The organism is Pseudomonas aylmerensis, assembly GCF_001702265.1.
Taxonomy (GTDB): Bacteria; Pseudomonadota; Gammaproteobacteria; order Pseudomonadales; family Pseudomonadaceae; genus Aquipseudomonas; species Aquipseudomonas aylmerensis.
The window spans coordinates 23,008-40,583 of sequence record NZ_MAUE01000038.1; the positions used below are offsets into that span (position 1 = coordinate 23,008).

Here is a 17,576-nt window from a genome sequence, read left to right on the forward strand (position 1 = left end):
ATGAACAGGGAAAGTGAATACGCACAGGATGAGAAAACCGTGCTGCTTGATCGTGATGGAGTAGGACCGGCGCAGGGGCCGTTGACGGACGCTCCCTCGCCACCGCGCTTCGAGCAACTGGAAGACCGGATGATCTACACCGCCCGCCTGCAGGAGGCCCAGCGCTTCAATATGGGCCCCAATGCGTTGCTGGCGGCGGCGTGGGAACTGTTGTCGCAGGTGGTACAGCTCAAGGCCAGCGCCGGGCGTGAAAACCTGCAGGCCCTCAATGAGCGGCTGTCATCCGGCGTGGCGATGTTTGAGGCGCATGCCTTGCAACAGGGCGGCGAGGCGGGCCAGGTGATGTCGGCGCGTTATGTGTTGTGCAGTGTGATTGACGAGGCGGTGGTCACCACGGCGTGGGGCAGTCGCAGTGAGTGGCCGCGGATAAGCCTGTTGAGTCGCTTTCACAATGAAACGTTTGGCGGCGAGAAATTTTTCCAGCTGCTTGAGCGGCTGTCGCGTGATCCCTTCAAGCACGTGGCGATGCTGGAGTTGATGTACCTCTGCCTGTCGATCGGCTTTGAAGGCAAATACCGTGTCATGGAGCGAGGCGGGGCCCAGCTCGATTCGGTGAGGGATGCCTTGTACCGACAGATCAAGCATGTGCGGGGTGATCGTCCCTCGATGGCCGCACCGTCCGGTGCAGCGCAGGGCCGCCATTCTCGAATACGCATGCTCTCTACCCCTGCGGTCGTGGCCGTAGGGTTGGCCGCTGTGCTGGCGATGTACCTGGGTTTTGCCTGGGTGCTGGGCAAGGAACGCATGACGGTGCTGCAACCTCTTCAACTGTTGGCGTCGGCTCAGGCTCGAACGCCCTTGTAACGCTGGGAGCAAGGAATGAACGCATTCTTCAAGGGCGCGGGCAGGGTGCTGCGCAAAATCTGGGTCTGGAGCCTGTTGCTGGTGTTCGCCGGCGCACTGCTGGTGTGGTGCTTCGGGCCATTGCTGGCCGTCGATGACTATCGTTTCTGGCACAGTGCGACGGCGCGCCTGCTGACCATCAGTGGCTTGTTCCTGCTGTGGGGGCTGGCAATGGTGTTGGTGGATGCGCGCCGGTCGGCGCGGCTCAACCAGCCGGCGCACCAGGCTAAGCATCAGCACCAAGGGCTGATCAGCAATGAACGCCAGCAGGTGCGCGGACGCTTCAAGGAGGCGCTGCAGACACTGAAAAGCACCCGCCGCTACGGTGAGCGCAGCGAGCGTTGGCGCAGCGAGTTGCCCTGGTATTTGCTGATCGGGCAACAGGGCAGCGGCAAGACTCACTTGCTGGCCGCCAGTGGTCTGCAAGGTCCGCTTGATCGAACCGGGCCCGCCCCTCTGGGGGCAACCTCCTGCTGTGATTGGTATTTCGCCGACGAAGCGGTGCTGGTGGAGACTGCCGGCCGTTACCTGACGCAGCCTGACCCTTCAGTGGATGCGGCCGGATGGTCGACATTGCTGGGTCTGCTGAAGGCACGGCGCAGGGCGCGGCCGCTCAATGGCGTGGTGGTGACGTTGTCGGTGGACACGTTGCTGGGCAGCAATGAGCATGATCTGGAAATGCAGGCGCGTCATGTGCATAGCCGCCTGCAGGACATCCAGCAAAGTTTGCACGTGGATGTGCCGGTTTATCTGGTGTTGACCCAGGCCGACCGGTTGGCGGGCTTTGCCGAATTCTTTGATGTGCTGCAAGGCGACGGCCCGGAGGACGTCTTCGGCGGGCACCTGGAGGCCGACGGGGCCGGCGTGGAGATCGCCCAGGTGAGAGCCGCGTTCGAGGCACTGTTGCAACGCCTTGGGGCGGAGTTGATCCCGCGTTTGCACCAGGAGCGAAACATCGAGCGACGTGGCCTGATTCTCGACTTCCCACGGCAGGCTGCCCGTCTCGGCGAGCGCTTGTGCCTGTTCGTCGAGGCGGCGTTTTCCGCTCATCGCTACCAGCGTATCAATGGGTTGCACGGATTCTACCTGACCTGTGCGAAGACGAGCGAGGTGCGCGCGCATTTTGTCCAAGCCCTGTTCAACCGCGTGATTTTTGCCGGGGCCGACCTTGCCGGGCTGCAGGCTCCGGAACGGCATCGTCTGCGACGACGCCAAGGATTGCTGGCGTTGACGGCAGCGTTGGTCCTCGGCGCTGCGGCGGTGTTGTGGGGGCACAGTTATTCGTTCAACCATCAACGTTTGGCGCAACTGCCGGAGCTGCTCAAGCCTGCGCCACCCACGCCACCCGGTGCAGACGAGACCCTGGTATTGCTGGCGCTGCTGGACAATCGCCTGGCGGCGACGCGGGTGTTTGCACCGTTGGCAGAGGTGCGCTGGGTGGATCGGGCCGGGTTGTACCAGGGGCAGGTGAGTCGGCCGGTGTTGGCCAACGCTTATGAGCAAACCCTGCTTCAGCAACTGCTGCCGCAGGTGAGCCGCCTGCTGGAGGAGCAGTTGCAGAACAGCCTTGGCGAGCGTGAACGACTGCTGGAGACCCTGCGCGCCTACCTGATGCTCAATCTGCGCGAGCGGCGCGACACCCGCTGGTTGACCGAGCATCTGGCTGGCCTGTGGTCTGCGCGTTATGCCGGGGATATGTCAGTACAGACGCGGTTGAATGAGCACTTTGCGCGGTTGCTGGAGCAACCGTTCGCAGTGCCCGTGAACGAGGCGCTCGTGGCCCAGGCGCGGCAGGTATTGCGCGGTGAGTCGCTGGCAGACGTGGTCTACCGGACATTGCGCGAGCAGGCCAGCAACCTCGAACCTTACCGGTTGGCCGAGAGTCCGGTGTTCTCCCCACTGGAGCCGCCCATCCCCGGCTTCTACACCAAGAGATACCTGCAGTATTTCGAGAAGCAGGGCCCCCGGCTGGTGAATGCAATCGCCCAGGACAACTGGGTGCTCGGAGAGGGCACCGACCTCAGTCCCATGGATTTGCGCAGCTTGATGCTGGCGTTGGAGCAGCGCTACTTCAGTGAGTATGCCGATGCCTGGAGCCAGGCCCTCAGCCGCATCCGGCTGCAGGAAAGCGACGACCTGAGGCAAACGGCCGACCAGCTTGCAAGCCTCACATCAGCCCAGTCTGCATGGGTCCAGTTGTTGCAGCAGGTCCGTGAAAACACTCAGCTGTTGCCGATCCATGAACGGCTTGAGGCGATCGGCCAGCAGGCGGGCGCAGCAGGTGTGGCAGTGCCTGGCGCCTTGCTCGCGCAGGTCGTCCCCGATGCCGCCCGGCGCGCGCTACAGCGTCGCTTCGAGCCTTTGCATCAACTGCTTGATGAAACGCAAAATCCAGGCGCCAAGCTCACACAGGCATTGCGCCTGCTCGATGAGTTACACCTGCAACTGTCGGCGCTGAACCGGGAAAGCTCGCCGGAGCAGGCCGCGTTCAAACTGGTCAAGCAACGCATGGAGGGGCAGCAGCCGCTGTTGGGCAACCTGCGCGATGCCGCTACGCGCCTGCCGTTGCCGCTCAAGGGCTGGGTCGAAGGCATTGCTGACCAGACCTGGCGTCACCTGCTCGATGACGCGTATCGGCACGTGAACCAGCGTTACCACAGTGAGGTTTACGCTTTTTACGCCAAGGCGATCCAGCGTCGATACCCGTTCAATGCGCATGCCGGCAGTGATGTTGCCTTGGGCGATTTCCAGGAGTTTTTCAAACCGCGGGGGGCAATGGCGCGCTTCCATGAGGGCTACCTGCGGCCTTTCGTCAGCGTCGAGGGTGCGCGTTTTCGCTTGCGAAGCGTGGATGGGCGCAGCCTGCCGATGTCGCGTTCACTGCTGGAACAACTCAACAAGGCCCAGATCATTCGCCAGGGTTTTTTCACCGAGGAGCAGGGGGAGTGGGCGGTTCGATTCACCCTGGCGCCCTATAGCCTGGACCAGGCGGTGAGCCGGGCGATCCTGCAGGTGGGTGAGCAGCAGTTGGAATACCGTCATGGTCCGATCGTGCCGATGGCCTTTCAATGGCCTGGCGAGGCGGACAACCGGCGCAGCAGCCTGGTGCTGGAGCGCGGTGCGCAACGGCCACTGGGGATTGAAAAGAACAACGGGGACTGGTCGCTGTTTCGCCTGTTCGATCTGATGCAGAGTGAGCCGGCCAGCGGCAGGGAAGCGCAGATCATCAAGGCCGACCTTGCCGGCCTGCGCGCCAATTACCTGCTGACCAGCCAGCGCAATCCCAGCCCGTTCCAGATGGCGGCCTGGCGCACCTTCCGCTTGCCGGAGCAGTTGTGAGCCAACGACCGGCCTGGCGCAGCGCCGGGCGTACCCTGCAAGGCAAGGCGCGCTCGCGCAACGAGGACGCTTTTCTCGATGCACCGCAGGCCGGTTGTTGGGCGGTGGCGGATGGAATGGGCGGCCACCAGTCGGGGGACGTGGCCAGCCAGCGGGTGATCAGTAGCCTGGCGGCGTTGCCTGAGGGTGGCTCTTTCGAGCAACGCATCGAGGCGGTCCGGGTTTGCCTGCGCGGGCTCGACAGTCAGTTGGGCCAGGTGCTTGCGCAACCGGGCATCGTTGGTAGTACGGTGGTCGCCTTGCTGCTTGAAGCCAGCCGTGCGGCCTGCATCTGGGCCGGGGACAGCCGCTGCTACCTATGGCGTGGGCAGCGCCTGTACCAATTGTCGCGTGACCACTCGCTGCAACAGCAACTGATGGACACGCAGCAACTGAGCCTGGAACAGGCCCAGGCTCATCCCAGCGCCAGGGCCTTGACCCGTGCGATTGGCGCGCGCCGACCGCTGAGCCTGGAGGTCCTGGAACTGCGTACGCGCCCAGGCGATGTGTTTTTGTTGTGCAGCGATGGGCTCTACCAAGGACTCAGCCATGGTCAACTTGGCAGCGCCATGAGCCTGGACGCACCCTGGCAAGTGGTGGAGCGCTTGTTCACCGAAGTGTTGCGCGGGCCGGCGCGGGATGACCTCACCGCTGTGGTGATCCAGCCATGAGCGTCGCTGCAGCCTTGCCGAATCTGTTGGCGGGGCGTTATCAACTGGAGCGCATACTCGGCAGTGGGGGCATGGGCGTGGTCTATCGTGCCCGCGACCTGCTGCATGAGGCGTTTGGCGAGCCCAGCGCCGGCATCGCGCTGAAGGTGTTGGGCGAGACATTGTCCGCGTCTTCCGATGCCCATGTGTTGCTCTACAGCGAATTCGCCCTGACCCGCAGCGTGCGGCATGACCACGTGGTGCGGGCGTTCGCTTTCGAGGTCGACACGGTCCATCAGCTGGCATTCTTTACCATGGAGCTGATGCAGGGCATGACCCTGGATCGTGTGCTCAAGGGCTGCTTGCAAGGATTGCCGTGGCATGAACTGCAGCCCCTGGCCTTGCAACTGCTCGACGCGCTCGCCTGCAGCCATCGGCAAGGCATCCTGCATGGCGATGTGAAACCCGCCAATATCATGCTGGGAGAGCAGGGGCTGCGCTTGTTCGATTTCGGCCTGGGTTACGCCGAATCGCAGGAAGCGGCGGGGCTGCCGGGCTTGAGCCGGGGCCGCTTGAACGCCTGGACACCGGCGTATGCGGCGCCGGAACTGATGGCCGGTGGCGCACTGTCGACCCGTACCGATCTGTATGGCGCTGCGTGTGTGCTGTATGACTTGGCCCAGGGGCAGCGCCCCGGCGGGCGGCAGCTTGATCAGCAGCTGCCACGGCCACGACGTTTGCCCAGGCACTGTTGGCCGGCGCTGCGTTCAGCCCTGGCGGCAGACCCGGAGCAGCGGAACGTGAGCATCGCCGAGTTGCGCGAGGCGCTGGCTGGCCCTCGGCGGCGCTGGTTCCTCTAGTTCAAGGCTCCGGTGGAAAGTCATGCAATTGGCAGTACTCGTGCCAACTCAGCCCGGCCATTTGCGCGACCTCCTTGTGCACTTCGCGGCGCTGGGCTTCAAAGACCTCGCTGGAGTCGCTGGTGAGTTTGAGGGTCAGCTCCCAGGCGAACAGGCCTTGTTTTTCGGCTTCTGCTTCGAACGCTTCATGCAGCCGTTCGGCTCGGTACTGTGCCAGGGTTTCGCCCTTGGCCTGGGCGGCCAAGGGGTTGAGGGTGTCCAGTTGCATGGCCACGTCCGGGTGTTCGTTCAAGAATCTGTCCAGCGCAAGCTGGTGGTTATCGCCGGGTGGTGACAAAGGTGTACTCCTGTGGGGCTGGTAGTGTTTAGTGCGTGTGACGACGGGCTCGGCGCTGTAGGTGTTTTCGCATATGGCGGCTGATCCGGCAACGTATCGGTTCCAGCAGAAACAGTAGCACGTAGGCGGCCAGCACCAGGGCAAGGTCCAGCACGCCATCGTCGATAGGGGCGTTGAACCGTCCGATGATGTCCCTGACCGTGAACAATAGTGTGATGCCGCACAGCCAAAGCACGGCGTTGAACAGTAACGGGCGCAAAAGTTTGTCTTGCATGATGAGCGAACCTCCTTGATGTCGGGCTCCCGCTCCTTCGGGAGGAACAGCACGTCGAGTGTAGCGCCGACGCCGCAGCCCTGAACTGGCGCAGATCAAGCCCCCGGCTGTGCCAACAGATAACGCGCCATGGCCTCATATGCCGGCAAGGTGACGGCGTCATTGGCCGCATTGGCTGCGATCGGATGGGAGGCGAACCGCACAATCACCATCTCGGCCGCAGGATCGATGTAGATACTCTGGCCATGTACCCCGCGCGCCATGAAGGCGCCGTCCGGGTTGTGGGTGACCCACCACATGGCGCGGTAGCTCCAGCCTTTCAATTGACTATAGCCTGCCTGGGCAAAAGCCTGTTTGTCGCCGCCCTGGCGAATCGTTTTCAGCACCTCCTCGGGCACGATTTGCTCGCCGTTGTAGCGCCCGTTGTTACGCAGCATCTCGCCAAAGCGCGCCATGTCGCGCAGCCCGGCGTTCAAGCCCCCACCGGCGAACGGTGTGCCGATGGAGTCGACGGTGAAATAGGCATCCTGTTCACTGCCCAGGCGGCTCCAGATGCGTTCGCTGAGCAGTTGGGCAACGTTGCGGCCGGTGGCACGTGCGATCACCCAACCGAGCACGTCGGTGTTGACGGTCTTGTAGCCGAACGCCTGCCCATGTTCGCCGCGCTGCCTGACGGTTTGCAGGAACTCGAAGTAGCTGCGCGGCCCGATGTAGTCCTTGGGCTTGGGCAGCGGATTGCCGGCCTGGGCATGGGCCCAGACCTCTGCCGTGGGGTCGGCATAGTCTTCGCTGTAGTCCAGCGCGGTAGTCATGTTCAGCACCTGCTCCAGCGTGGCACTGCCGAACGCGGAGTTCGCCAGTTCGGGCACATAAGTCGCGACCTTTGCCTGCGCATCGAGGGTGCCCTCGGCGACGAGCATGGCGCCCAGTGTGCCGATCACCGATTTGGTCACGGACATTGCCGCATGTTGTCCGTCTTCTTTCAACACGCCGAAATAGCGCTCGTACACCACGGCCCCGCGGTGCAGTACAACAATGCCATCGGTGTAGGTGGCATCCAGGCTCTGGCGCCAGGTCAACGCTTGGCTGGCGCCATTGGGGACGACGCGCAGTTCGTCGATGCGCGGGTCGAGACGCCGGGGCAATGCTGTGCTCGCACCGAGTCCACGGGACACATTGATCGTGGGCATCAATTGACGAAAGTTCGCCACGCTCCAGCGCATGGCCGGGAAGCGAAAATAGCTGCCATCTTCAAATCGCAGGGTTCGCTCCGGCGGTGGCGGAGCACCGACCATCCACTGGAGGCGGGCCGGGTCACTGGCTTGGGCGTCGGCAAAGCTGGCTTCGGCAGCGTTGGCCACGGTGGTTGAAAGACCCAGCAGCGCGCCGGTCATGAGGGGCAGGATTCGTCGCATCAACAGGCACCTTGATCGCGGATAAGACACACGGAGCAAGGCCTGGGCTCGAGTCCGTTCGAGAATGACATGGCAAAGGATGGGCTAACTGACCGTACCCGACAAGCGCCAACGGACAGCGTGATCGGGGAATGTTGCGTGTGCCGCGGCAAAAGCCTTTCGCTCCCGGCATCAGGACGTGTAGCGTTACGCAGGGTTTTCAGGCCTGCCAACCACGGGCAGGGTGCGATGGGCAGAGGGACGGGTCATGGCGCAAACGCTGTTCAAACTTTTCTTTACCCAACGTCTGGCCGCCTTGGCCAGTACCGAGTCGCTGCGCGCGATCCGCGAAGGGTTGTTGTGGATCCTGCCGTGCCTGCTGGTCTCGGCCGCTTTTCTGATCCTGTCCGAGTTCGCCCGTGTGCTGGGCTTCGACCCACAAGTGGTGGCGTTCCTGGCCGCGCTGCACAACCAGATCAGTTCGGTGATTCCGCTGCTGGTCGGTGCGTCCATCGGCTACATGTTGGCGATCCAGTATCGGCTGCCCCAATTGCCGGTGGCATTCCTGTGCCTCGCCCATGTGGTGGTGGCGACGTTTATCCTGCGCGAATACCCCCGGGCCTCGGCGACGTTCGTGCTGTTTATCGCCATCGCCTCGCCGCTGCTCAATGTGCCGGCCATTGCCTGGCTGCACCGTTACCGCTGGACACGCCTGGTCAATGAAGACCTGGTCGGGCACAACCTCAGGGGCACGATCAACATGGTGCTGCCCGGAGCGATCACGGCCTTGGCGCTGGTGGTGGTGCTGTCCTTGTTGTTGCAGGTTCCTTACGTCGCGCAGATCCAGGGGCCGCAAGTGCTGGATGCACTGGAGTCGCCCTACGGCAGTGGTTTATTCGTGACCCTGATGAACTCGCTGTTGTGGTTTTTCGGGATTCACGGCGTGTACGCCATGCAGCCGCTGTTCAATGTGCTCGACCAGGCGGTGGCCCTCAACGGTGCGGCGTTGGCGGCGGGCGAGCCGATCAAGTATGTGCTGAACGGTGGCTTGCTGGGCTGTTTTGCGTTTATCGGCGGCTCCGGTGGCGCGTTGTGCCTGCTGGTGGCGATCCTGCTGTTTTCCAAGAGCCAGTCCATGCGCCTGGTGGCGATGGCGAGTGTGCCGCTGTCGCTGTTCAACGTCAGCGAGGTGCTGCTGTTCGGCTTGCCGATCATTCTCAACCCACGCCTGTTCATACCCTTTTTGATTGTGCCCGCGCTGAATGCGACGGTGGCGCTGACGGTGGTGCAAATGGGCTGGGTGTCGCCGGCTGTGGCAAGCGTGCCGTTTACCGCGCCGGTGTTGCTCAACGCCTACCTCAGCACCCACGGCGATGTCGCGGCCGTCGCGCTGCAAATCGCGCTGCTGGGCCTGGGCACGCTGGTGTACGCGCCGTATGTCCGGGCGATTCATCGCCAGGCCACCGAAGGCGGCACGGTCTACCTCAAGTCCCTGGACATGACCTTCCGTGGCCTGGAGGAAAAAGGCCGGCTGCGCGAACTGGACCCGGTATTGGCGTCCCACCGGACCCTGGCGCGCCAGGCCAGCGAGCTGAGCCATATCCAGCAGATCAGCGACTATGAGTTCTACCTCGAATTCCAGCCCCAGGTCTCGACCCGGACCGGGCTGTGCACCGGTTGCGAGGCGTTGATGCGCGCGCGCGATGCCCAGGGCACCGTGCATTCGCCATGGGAGTTCCTGCAATGGCTGGCCCAGGCGCGGCTGATGCCGGACGTGGATATGTGGGTGGCGTCGCAGGCGGTGCGCCAATACCAGAAGTGGCAGAAGCTGGGCTTCGGGTTGCCGATGACCATCAATATTTCCAGCGCCACCCTGACCGACGCCGCCTATGGCGAGCGTCTGGTGGAGATCCTGGCCCAGGCCCATGGCCAGGTCTCGGTGGAGATCACCGAAGACGCGCTGGTCTCGGACATCCAGGCTACTCGCCAGATCATCCAGAAGCTGCAGGCCATTGGCGCCAAGGTGTATATCGACGACTTTGGCACCGGGTTTTCGGCGTTGAGCTACCTGCACCAGTTCCCGGTGGACTTTATCAAGATCGACCGCAGCTTCGTGGTCGCCCAGCACGACCCCAAGGGCGCCCAGGTGATGACCGGCATGCTGCGCTTTTGCGAGGCGCTGAACCTGGGCGTGGTGGTGGAGGGGGTGGAAACCGCCGAGCAGTTGGCTTTCCTGAACGGCGGCACCGAATTGATTATCCAGGGCTGGTATTTCAGCAAGGCGCTGCCCGGCGATCAGTTGCAAGGCTTTGTACGCGAGCGCGCGGACCTGGCGAAGGTTTAATAGCTGCGCCGGGTCTGTTCGATGTCCTCGACCAGGCCGTCGATCGCCGCCAGGCGCGTGCGGTTGTCGTGGTCCCAGGGATGGAAGCCGGGTTTGAAGTAGTGCAGCCACGGCACCAGCATCCGTGGGAAAACCCCCTTGGGTCCGTAGAGAAACTTCAGCATGCGCCAGAACCCCTTGAGGAATCCGACGGACTGGCGGTCGGCAATCAGCAGGCGCACGTGGAAATCCAGCACCACCAGCCAGAAGAACACCGTGGTGGTCAGCATGGTGCCGGTGCGCAGCAGGTAGCGTTTGGGGCCGGGCTTGATCACGCGGTTCCACACATCGAAGGCCACGGCCTTGTGCTCGGTTTCTTCCAGCGCGTGCCAGTACCACATCTGTTGGTAGCCCTTGAGCGAGTCGCCAAAGCGTGACGGGTCGCTCAGCAGGATTTCCGCGAGCATCGCCGTGTAGTGTTCAAGCGCGATGGTGATCGCCAGGTTGAACGACGGCGCGAAGTGTTTCTTTTGCAGGTCGAGGATGAATTTCAGGCGCCGGTCCAGGGTGTGGGCGGGCAGGCCTGCTGCTTGCAACAAGTCGTTGTAGGCCACGTGTTCACGGCTGTGCATGGCCTCCTGGCCGATAAATCCCTGGATCTCTTTCTTCAGTTGCGGATCATCGATGCGCTGGCGGTAATGGCGCACGCTGTCCATGAAAAACAGCTCGCCCTGGGGAAACAGCAGCGACAGGGCGTTGAAGAAATGCGTGATGAACGGGCCCTGTTCGTGCCAATTGGTGATGCGCTCGGCAGGCAGGTCGAAATGAATATCGCGACGGATCGGCAACATGGTGCGTGCTCCTGTTCAGAGTCTGGGCTCGTCGTTGGTTTCAAACACTGGCGTGCGCGGCTTGGGCGCCATGCGCCGGCTGGCGAACACCACCAGCGCCTGGTACGCCGCCGGCAGGCAGCGGGCGAGCAGGTCGAGAAAGTACGCGTCGCGGCCAATCAGCACGCGGCGTTTGTTTTTGCGCACGCCGTGCAGGATCACCTTGGCGGCCTGGTCGGCGTCAGTGATGAAGAGCTTTTCGAAGTCGGCGCGGGCCTGCTGTTCGCTGTGGATCAGAAAGCCGGTCATGTTCGCGTCGATTCGGCTGCTGCGGCAGATATCGGTGCGAATGCCGCCCGGGTGCACGCAGGTGGCCGAGACGCCGCAGCGCTGCAGGTCGAGCTCCTGGCGCAGGGATTCGGTAAAGCCGCGCACCGCAAACTTGGTGGCGTTGTAGCCGCTCATGCCGGGCTGCGCGAACAGGCCGAACACGCTGGACGTGTTGATCACGTGGCCCTCGCCGGACGCTTTCAAATACGGCAGGAACGCCTTGGTGCCATGGACCACGCCCCAGAAATTGATGCCGACGATCCACTCCAGGTCGGCGTAGTCGACGCCCTCGACAGTACTCGACAAGGCCACCCCGGCATTGTTGAACACCAGGTTGACCTGGCCGTGTTCGGCCACACAGCGCGCGGCCCAATCCTGCATGGCCTGGCGGTCGGCAACATCCAGCACCTGCAGGGTGATGTGCACGGGTGAGAGGGTCGAGGCCTTGATCATCTCCAGCGTCTGTTCCAGCCCTTGGCTGTTTTTGTCCGACAGCGCCAGGTGGCAGCCTTCCCGTGCGAGGGCCAAGGCCAGGGCACGGCCCATGCCGGACGCGGCGCCAGTAATTGCCGCCACGCGGCCATTGAAGGTCTTCATGACAGGCTCCCTTCTGCAGTGGAGTGAGGCGCTTGGACGGCACGCGCCGGCGCATTGATCGGCACCAGGCTGGCCACGTAGTCCTTGAGCGCAAACTGGCGGGTCACCTGCTTGAAGCGCCAGGTCGAACCCGGCCACAAGGTGGTGTTCTTGCCGGTGCGCGGGTCGAGGTACCAGCTGCGGCATCCGCCGGTGTTCCAGATGGTGCGCTTGAGCTTGTCCTGCAGTTGCTGGTTGTAGGCGCTTTCCACCGCCGGCTTGACGTCCACACTGGCAATGCGATGGCGCTGCATCTGCCGAAGCGCGTCGAGGATGTAAGTGACCTGGGCCTCGATCATCAGGATCATCGAGTTGTGTCCCAGGCCGGTATTGGGCCCGACAATCAGGAACAGGTTGGGATAGCCCGGCACGGTGGTGCCTTTGTAGGCGTGGGCGCCGTCGTGCCAGGTGTCCATCAGGTCCACGCCGTTACGCCCAATGATGCAGTCGCGGGGCAGGGGATCGGTGGCCTGGAAGCCGGTGCCGAAAATCAGGCAATCGGCCGGGTGCTTGATGCCGTCGGCAGTGATCACGCCGTCGGCTTCGATGCGTGCCACGGCGTCGGTCACCACCTCGACATTGCTGCGCGACAACGCCGGATAGTAGTCATTGGAGATCAGCACGCGCTTGCAGCCGATGGTGTAGTCAGGCGTCAACGTCTTGCGCAGGGAAGGGCGGGCGACTTGTTTGTGCAGGTGGCGCAGGGCGATTTTCTGCACCATTTTCATCAGCCGCGGATGCAACGCAAAGCCGACCACGCGGCCTTCCAGGGCCCAGTAAAACGCGCCGCGCACCAGGCGCTGGGTGAAGGGCAGGTGCTTGAACAGCCAGCGTTCGAACGGGGTAATTGCGCGGTCAGGCTTGGGCATGATCCACGGCGGCGTGCGCTGGAACAGGTCCAGGTGAGCCACCTGTGGCGCGATCTGCGGCACAAACTGAATGGCACTGGCCCCGGTGCCGATCACCGCAACGCGCTTGCCTTTCAGCGAGTAGTCGTGGTCCCACTGCTGGGAATGGAAGCGCTTGCCCTTGAAGTTCTCCAGCCCTGGAATATCCGGCAATGCCGGGCGCGACAAGCCGCCCATCCCCGACACCAGCACCCGCGCACTCACCTGGCGACCATCGTTGAAGCTCAGTTGCCAGCGTTGCTGCTGTTCATCGAATACGGCGCGTGTCAGGCCCATGCCGAAGCGCAGGTAGGGCTTGAGCTCGAAGCGCGTGGCGCAGCGTTCCAGGTAAGCACGGATTTCCGCTTGGGGCGCGAATTGCCGCGTCCAGTCCGGGTTGGGCGCAAACGAAAACGAATACACGTGCGACTGCACATCACAGGCGCAGCCCGGGTAGTGGTTGTCTCGCCAGGTGCCGCCAAGGGTGTCGGCCTGCTCGGCGATAAAGAAGTCGGTGAAGCCGGCTTCCTTGAGCTTGATGGCCATGCACAGGCCGGCAAAGCCTGAGCCGATGATGGCGATATCGATAAAATCACTGTGGGCATTCATAGGCAGGCCCTCGTAGGCATCGGATGTGCTCCTGTTTTTGTTTTGTCTTTTAGATAGAACACCATTGCAAAGGAAAATTGAATTATTTATTTTAAAAAAGATTTTAAATAATCTACCTGAAAATATCGCCTACGCTAGTCACTGGCTCCTCATGTGCGACTTGTCCGACGGACGAGCAGGGTCTGCACGTAGTTTAGGTCCAGGGTTGGACGATAGGCCGAGGCCTGATCAATTCCGGTCAGGTTCCCGGCAGCAGGGAAGCAGAGGACCGAGCTATGGCTGTCGAATGGATGATTGCTGCGGCGGTGTTTATCGGCGTGAGCGCGCTGTTGTGGGGCGTCAGTGCCTGGATGACACGGCGTATTGAAGCCGCTGTTCCGATCAACGGGCGCTTCGTGGAGGTCAACGGCGAGCGCTTTCATTATGTAGAAGAGGGTAAAGGCCCGCCGCTGGTGATGATTCACGGGCTGATGGGCAGCAGTCGCAACCTGACCTATGCCTTGTCCGGGCAGTTGCGGGAGCAGTTCCGGGTGATCACCCTCGATCGTCCGGGGTCAGGTTATTCCACCCGTCATGCCGGCACTGCTGCCGACCTGCCGGCCCAGGCGCGACAAGTCGCGGCGTTTATCAACACGCTGGGCCTGGATAAGCCCCTGGTGCTGGGACATTCCCTCGGCGGGGCGATTTCCCTGGCGCTGGCCCTCGACCATCCCGACGCCGTATCGGGCCTGGTCCTGGTCGCGCCGCTGACCCATCCCCAACCGACCTTGCCGCTGGTGTTCTGGTCGCTGGCAGTACGCCCTGCCTGGCTGCGTCGCTGGGTGTCGCACACCCTGACCGTGCCGATGGGCCTGCTGACCCGCCGTGCAGTGGTCAAGGGCGTGTTCGCGCCCGATCCGGCCCCGGAGGATTTCGCCACCCGTGGCGGCGGGCTGCTGGGCATGCGCCCGGACAATTTCTACGCCGCCTCCAGCGAGATTGCGCTGGTCAATGATTACCTGCCAGGCATGGTCAAGCGCTACCCGCAGCTGACGCTGCCCATCAGCCTGATCTACGGGGCCCGGGACAAGGTGCTGGACTTTCGCCAGCACGGCCAGGCACTCGCCGATAAGGTGCCGGGCTTGAAGATGCAGGTGGTGGAGGGGCGCGGCCATATGCTGCCGATCACTGCCACGGCGCGCGTGGTCGAAGCGGTGCAGCACCTGGCCAAGCGCGTGCGACCCGGCGAAACCGCGACGATTCTGCAGCCGTCCTTTGCGTTGGCGAGCAAATAGTCATGCCTCACGTTGCGGGTCGAAAGTCCGGAATGCCTGCTCTAGAGACCTGACCAAACGGCTGAAAAAGAGACTGCTCAGTCACGTAAAAAAGGCCTCGAAAAAGTAGTTGACGACCTATCGATTCCGCGCTATTTATTTAAAAAAATATTTCAATATTTATTTTGAAATGATTTTTGAAATGCCTAAGAGCGAATAAAAATGAAAAAAACGTCTTTTATCGCATGGTTGAATTCCCGGAGCATCCATCGCTCCCTGAACCTGTTTTTTGTAACCCTGCCAACCCGTCTCATCCGGAGGCTGCCATGAATCAGACACTGGCAGCCCCAAGCGTATGGACCGACGGCAAGCGTCACCTGTGGTGGCTGGGGATCATGCCGCTGGCCACTCCGCTGTTGTCTGGCGCCCTGGCGATCACCACCGGTATCCAGCAACTGTGGTGGGTCGGCGTACTGGTGATCTTCGGCCTGATCCCCCTGATCGACGGCCTGCTCGGTGAAGACGTCAGCAACCCGCCCGAATCAGCCGTCAGCGGCCTGGAGTCCCAGAGCTATTACCGCTGGATCGTCTACACCGGCGTGCTGTTTGTGATTTCGTCGGTGGTGGTCACCGGCTGGCTGGCCGCCGGCGGGATCGACTGGATCATCAAGGGTGGCCTAGTGCAGGCCGCCGCGAATCTGGAGCCGACCAGCTGGCTGTCGCAGGCTGCCCACTACATCACCGCACGCACTCAGTTGCATGGCGAGCCGAGTTGGTTCACCTACCTCGGCATGGCGATGTCGACCGGTGCCGCAACCGGTATCGCGATCAATACCGCCCATGAACTGGGGCACAAGCCCAACGCTTTGGAGGTGTTTCTCGCCAAGGTGACCCTGGCGCCGACCTTCTACGGGCACTTCTACACCGAACACAACCGTGGCCATCACGTGCGTGTCGCCACACCGGAAGACCCGGCCAGTTCGCGACTGGGTGAAAGCTTCTGGGCCTTCCTGCCGCGCTCGGTGTGGTTCAGCGCACGCTCGGCCTGGAACCTGGAGCGCGAGCGCCTGCGCAAACTCGGCCTGCCGGCCTGGCACTGGAAGAACGCTGTACTCAGTGCCTGGATGTACAGCGTGGTGTTGTGGGGGGCGATGATCTACTGGCTCGGGGCGGCGGTGATTCCCTTCCTGATCATCCAGGGCATCTACGGCTTCTCGCTGCTGGAAGTGGTGAACTATGTGGAACACTACGGCCTTAAACGCCAGAAGTTGCCCAATGGCCGGTATGAACGTTGTTCGCCTCGGCACTCCTGGAACAGTAACCGTATTGTCACCAATATCTTCCTGTTCCAACTTCAGCGGCACTCTGATCACCATGCCAACCCGACACGCAGTTACCAGTCGTTGCGCCACTTTGATGAGTCGCCGCAACTTCCCTATGGGTATGCGAGCATGATTGTCTGGGCGTATGTGCCGTACTTGTGGCGCCGTCGCATGGACCACCGCGTACTTAATCATTACGCCGGTGATATTTTCCTGACCAACCTTCAGCCCTCACAACGGTTGAAGTACCTGGAGAAGTACAGCAACAGCGCTACGCCGTTCTAAGTGTAAGTCACATGTTGTTGGCGTACTCGGGGCCTGCGTGCCGCGCAGGCCTCTATCGCCCGAGTTTTTTCAGATCAGTTGCACGTAAGTTGTTTGACCCGAACAAAAATAATTAAAGGGAAGGACGTACACCATGCAATCACCTGCTAAGTTCACCACCCACATCGTATTGGCCGCGCTGGGGCTTATCGCCTATCACCAGGCCCAGGCCGCCCGCATCGAACCGGCCGGCAGCGCGTTTACCGCCCAAGGCCCGATCAGTTTTTCCAAGGGCGCGCTGATCAGCGCCGATTGCACCATCAAGGTGGCCGGCAAAGTTGCGGCCGATGGGTCATCGGTGGATGTCGAGAAAGTTGAATTCGATGGCGGCCTCAAGTGCAGCCGTGTCGAAGCCACCAACTTGCCCTGGGTGTTGATTGCCAAGGACACCAAGAGTGGCTCCATGTCGAAGATCAGCGTAGATGTCCACGCCTTCGGCCTGGGCGGCAAGTGCGGGCCTTCTACCGCCGATGGCACCTGGGATAACGCCACCGGCAAGTTGGAGGCGGCCAATGTGCCGATTGGCGAAGACTGCAAGATCAAGACAGTGTCGATCAAGATGCCACCGAACTTCAAAGTTGTGGAATAACACTGGACTGTTGTAGCAGTCATTGAATTGAGATTTGGCTGGAAAGGGAAGTTCCGCTTTGTTTCACCGTGACCTCTCGTTCATGGCCATTACCCCTGGCGAAATGAATTCGCCATAACATGTGAGGAAAAACAATGAAAAGCCTTAAAACCCTCGTTTGTGCAACGTCCTTTGCTCTGAGTTTCGGCGCAGCCTCGATGGCCAGTGCGGCGTCGATCGTTCCTAATGGACCGTTCACCAATTTGACCGGCAGCATTACCGTACTGTCGCCGTCTTCGTCCGCCCCTGTTACTTGCACCCTTACTGCCAGCGGCACTGTTGCAGGTGGTGTAGCGACTATTTCAAACGCTACTTTCACTGGCGGCATTCTGTGCCCATTGGCGCAACTGAAAAGTCTGCCTACCCCAGGCTGGGTGTTGACCGCTACTAGCCTCACCGCCGGCACTCTGTCCAATGTGGGCTACGTGATCAATGGTGCTCCTCCGCTGATTCCTCGGTCGGACTGCGGTCCTACCGGCATTGCAGTGACCTGGAATCAATCCACCCACGTTCTTGGCGCCACCAATCAAACCCTGCTTGGTCAGGGAACTGGCAACTGCACTATTCAATCGCTCACTGTTAACGCACCAGGCCTGACTGTTCAATAACCCGTTGGGTTAGAACCAGGGGCTGATCAC

Annotated in this window: 15 protein-coding genes; 9 read left to right on the top strand and 6 right to left on the bottom strand. The window is 61.9% G+C overall.

Annotation, left to right across the window (positions count from 1 at the left end; all coding sequences use genetic code 11):
- From icmH to BBG20_RS23940, 4 genes are read left to right on the top strand one after another with little or no spacing between them, the layout of a single operon-like run.
- A complete protein-coding gene (gene icmH / locus BBG20_RS23925; RefSeq protein WP_065907813.1) occupies nucleotides 1–864 on the top strand; it encodes a type IVB secretion system protein IcmH/DotU in 864 nt (287 codons plus the stop codon).
- Between the two features lie 15 nt (nucleotides 865–879).
- Nucleotides 880–4,242: a type VI secretion system membrane subunit TssM gene (tssM, locus tag BBG20_RS23930; RefSeq protein ID WP_065907815.1), complete on the top strand. Its 3,363-nt coding sequence runs from the start codon at nucleotides 880–882 to the stop codon at nucleotides 4,240–4,242.
- A complete protein-coding gene (locus tag BBG20_RS23935) occupies nucleotides 4,239–4,952 on the top strand; it encodes a PP2C family protein-serine/threonine phosphatase (protein ID WP_065907817.1) in 714 nt (237 codons plus the stop codon). The genes tssM and BBG20_RS23935 overlap by 4 nt, the downstream gene beginning before the upstream one ends.
- A complete protein-coding gene (locus tag BBG20_RS23940) occupies nucleotides 4,949–5,791 on the top strand; it encodes a serine/threonine-protein kinase (RefSeq protein ID WP_065907825.1) in 843 nt (280 codons plus the stop codon). Before BBG20_RS23935 ends, BBG20_RS23940 begins: the two co-directional genes overlap by 4 nt.
- A gap of 1 nt (nucleotide 5,792) precedes the next feature.
- Here BBG20_RS23940 and BBG20_RS23945 read toward each other — a convergent pair whose 3' ends face one another.
- The 3 genes from BBG20_RS23945 to BBG20_RS23955 form a co-directional block, all read right to left on the bottom strand.
- Complete coding sequence (locus BBG20_RS23945) at nucleotides 5,793–6,128, bottom strand: DUF6388 family protein (RefSeq protein WP_065907827.1); 336 nt, start codon at nucleotides 6,126–6,128, stop codon at nucleotides 5,793–5,795.
- 28 nt (nucleotides 6,129–6,156) lie between these two features.
- Nucleotides 6,157–6,402 (bottom strand): hypothetical protein, encoded by a 246-nt coding sequence (locus BBG20_RS23950; protein ID WP_065907829.1) that lies wholly within the window; start codon nucleotides 6,400–6,402, stop codon nucleotides 6,157–6,159.
- A 95-nt stretch (nucleotides 6,403–6,497) separates the two neighbouring features.
- On the bottom strand, nucleotides 6,498–7,817 hold the full coding sequence (locus tag BBG20_RS23955) for a serine hydrolase domain-containing protein (RefSeq protein ID WP_065907830.1): 1,320 nt from the start codon (nucleotides 7,815–7,817) through the stop codon (nucleotides 6,498–6,500).
- A gap of 247 nt (nucleotides 7,818–8,064) precedes the next feature.
- Here BBG20_RS23955 and BBG20_RS23960 point away from each other — a divergent pair, with 247 nt between their 5' ends.
- Complete coding sequence (locus BBG20_RS23960) at nucleotides 8,065–10,140, top strand: PTS sugar transporter subunit IIC/EAL domain-containing protein (protein WP_065907831.1); 2,076 nt, start codon at nucleotides 8,065–8,067, stop codon at nucleotides 10,138–10,140.
- Here BBG20_RS23960 and BBG20_RS23965 read toward each other — a convergent pair.
- The 3 genes from BBG20_RS23965 to BBG20_RS23975 are packed head-to-tail and all read right to left on the bottom strand — an operon-like array spanning nucleotide 10,137 to nucleotide 13,411.
- Nucleotides 10,137–10,970 carry a metal-dependent hydrolase gene (locus BBG20_RS23965; RefSeq protein ID WP_065907832.1) on the bottom strand — a complete coding sequence of 278 codons (834 nt, stop codon included), beginning with the start codon at nucleotides 10,968–10,970 and terminating at the stop codon, nucleotides 10,137–10,139. The genes BBG20_RS23960 and BBG20_RS23965 overlap by 4 nt on opposite strands.
- Nucleotides 10,971–10,985: 15 nt before the next feature.
- Entirely contained in the window at nucleotides 10,986–11,876 is an 891-nt protein-coding gene (locus tag BBG20_RS23970) for an SDR family NAD(P)-dependent oxidoreductase (protein WP_065907834.1), read from the bottom strand.
- On the bottom strand, nucleotides 11,873–13,411 hold the full coding sequence (locus BBG20_RS23975; RefSeq protein ID WP_065907836.1) for a flavin-containing monooxygenase: 1,539 nt from the start codon (nucleotides 13,409–13,411) through the stop codon (nucleotides 11,873–11,875). Before BBG20_RS23975 ends, BBG20_RS23970 begins: the two co-directional genes overlap by 4 nt.
- Nucleotides 13,412–13,686: 275 nt before the next feature.
- Between BBG20_RS23975 and BBG20_RS23980 the strand changes: the two genes are divergently transcribed.
- From BBG20_RS23980 to praB, 4 genes are all read left to right on the top strand, one after another.
- Nucleotides 13,687–14,685, top strand: coding sequence for an alpha/beta fold hydrolase (locus tag BBG20_RS23980; protein ID WP_065907841.1), 999 nt, complete (start codon nucleotides 13,687–13,689; stop codon nucleotides 14,683–14,685).
- Nucleotides 14,686–14,990: 305 nt separating this feature from the next.
- A complete protein-coding gene (locus BBG20_RS23985) occupies nucleotides 14,991–16,271 on the top strand; it encodes an alkane 1-monooxygenase (RefSeq protein WP_065907843.1) in 1,281 nt (426 codons plus the stop codon).
- A 133-nt stretch (nucleotides 16,272–16,404) separates the two neighbouring features.
- Nucleotides 16,405–16,899, top strand: coding sequence for an alkane oxidation protein activator PraA (gene praA, locus BBG20_RS23990; RefSeq protein ID WP_065907845.1), 495 nt, complete (start codon nucleotides 16,405–16,407; stop codon nucleotides 16,897–16,899).
- 134 nt (nucleotides 16,900–17,033) lie between these two features.
- Nucleotides 17,034–17,546 carry an alkane oxidation protein activator PraB gene (gene praB / locus BBG20_RS32045; protein WP_083221472.1) on the top strand — a complete coding sequence of 171 codons (513 nt, stop codon included), beginning with the start codon at nucleotides 17,034–17,036 and terminating at the stop codon, nucleotides 17,544–17,546.
- Nucleotides 17,547–17,576: the final 30 nt, after the last annotated feature.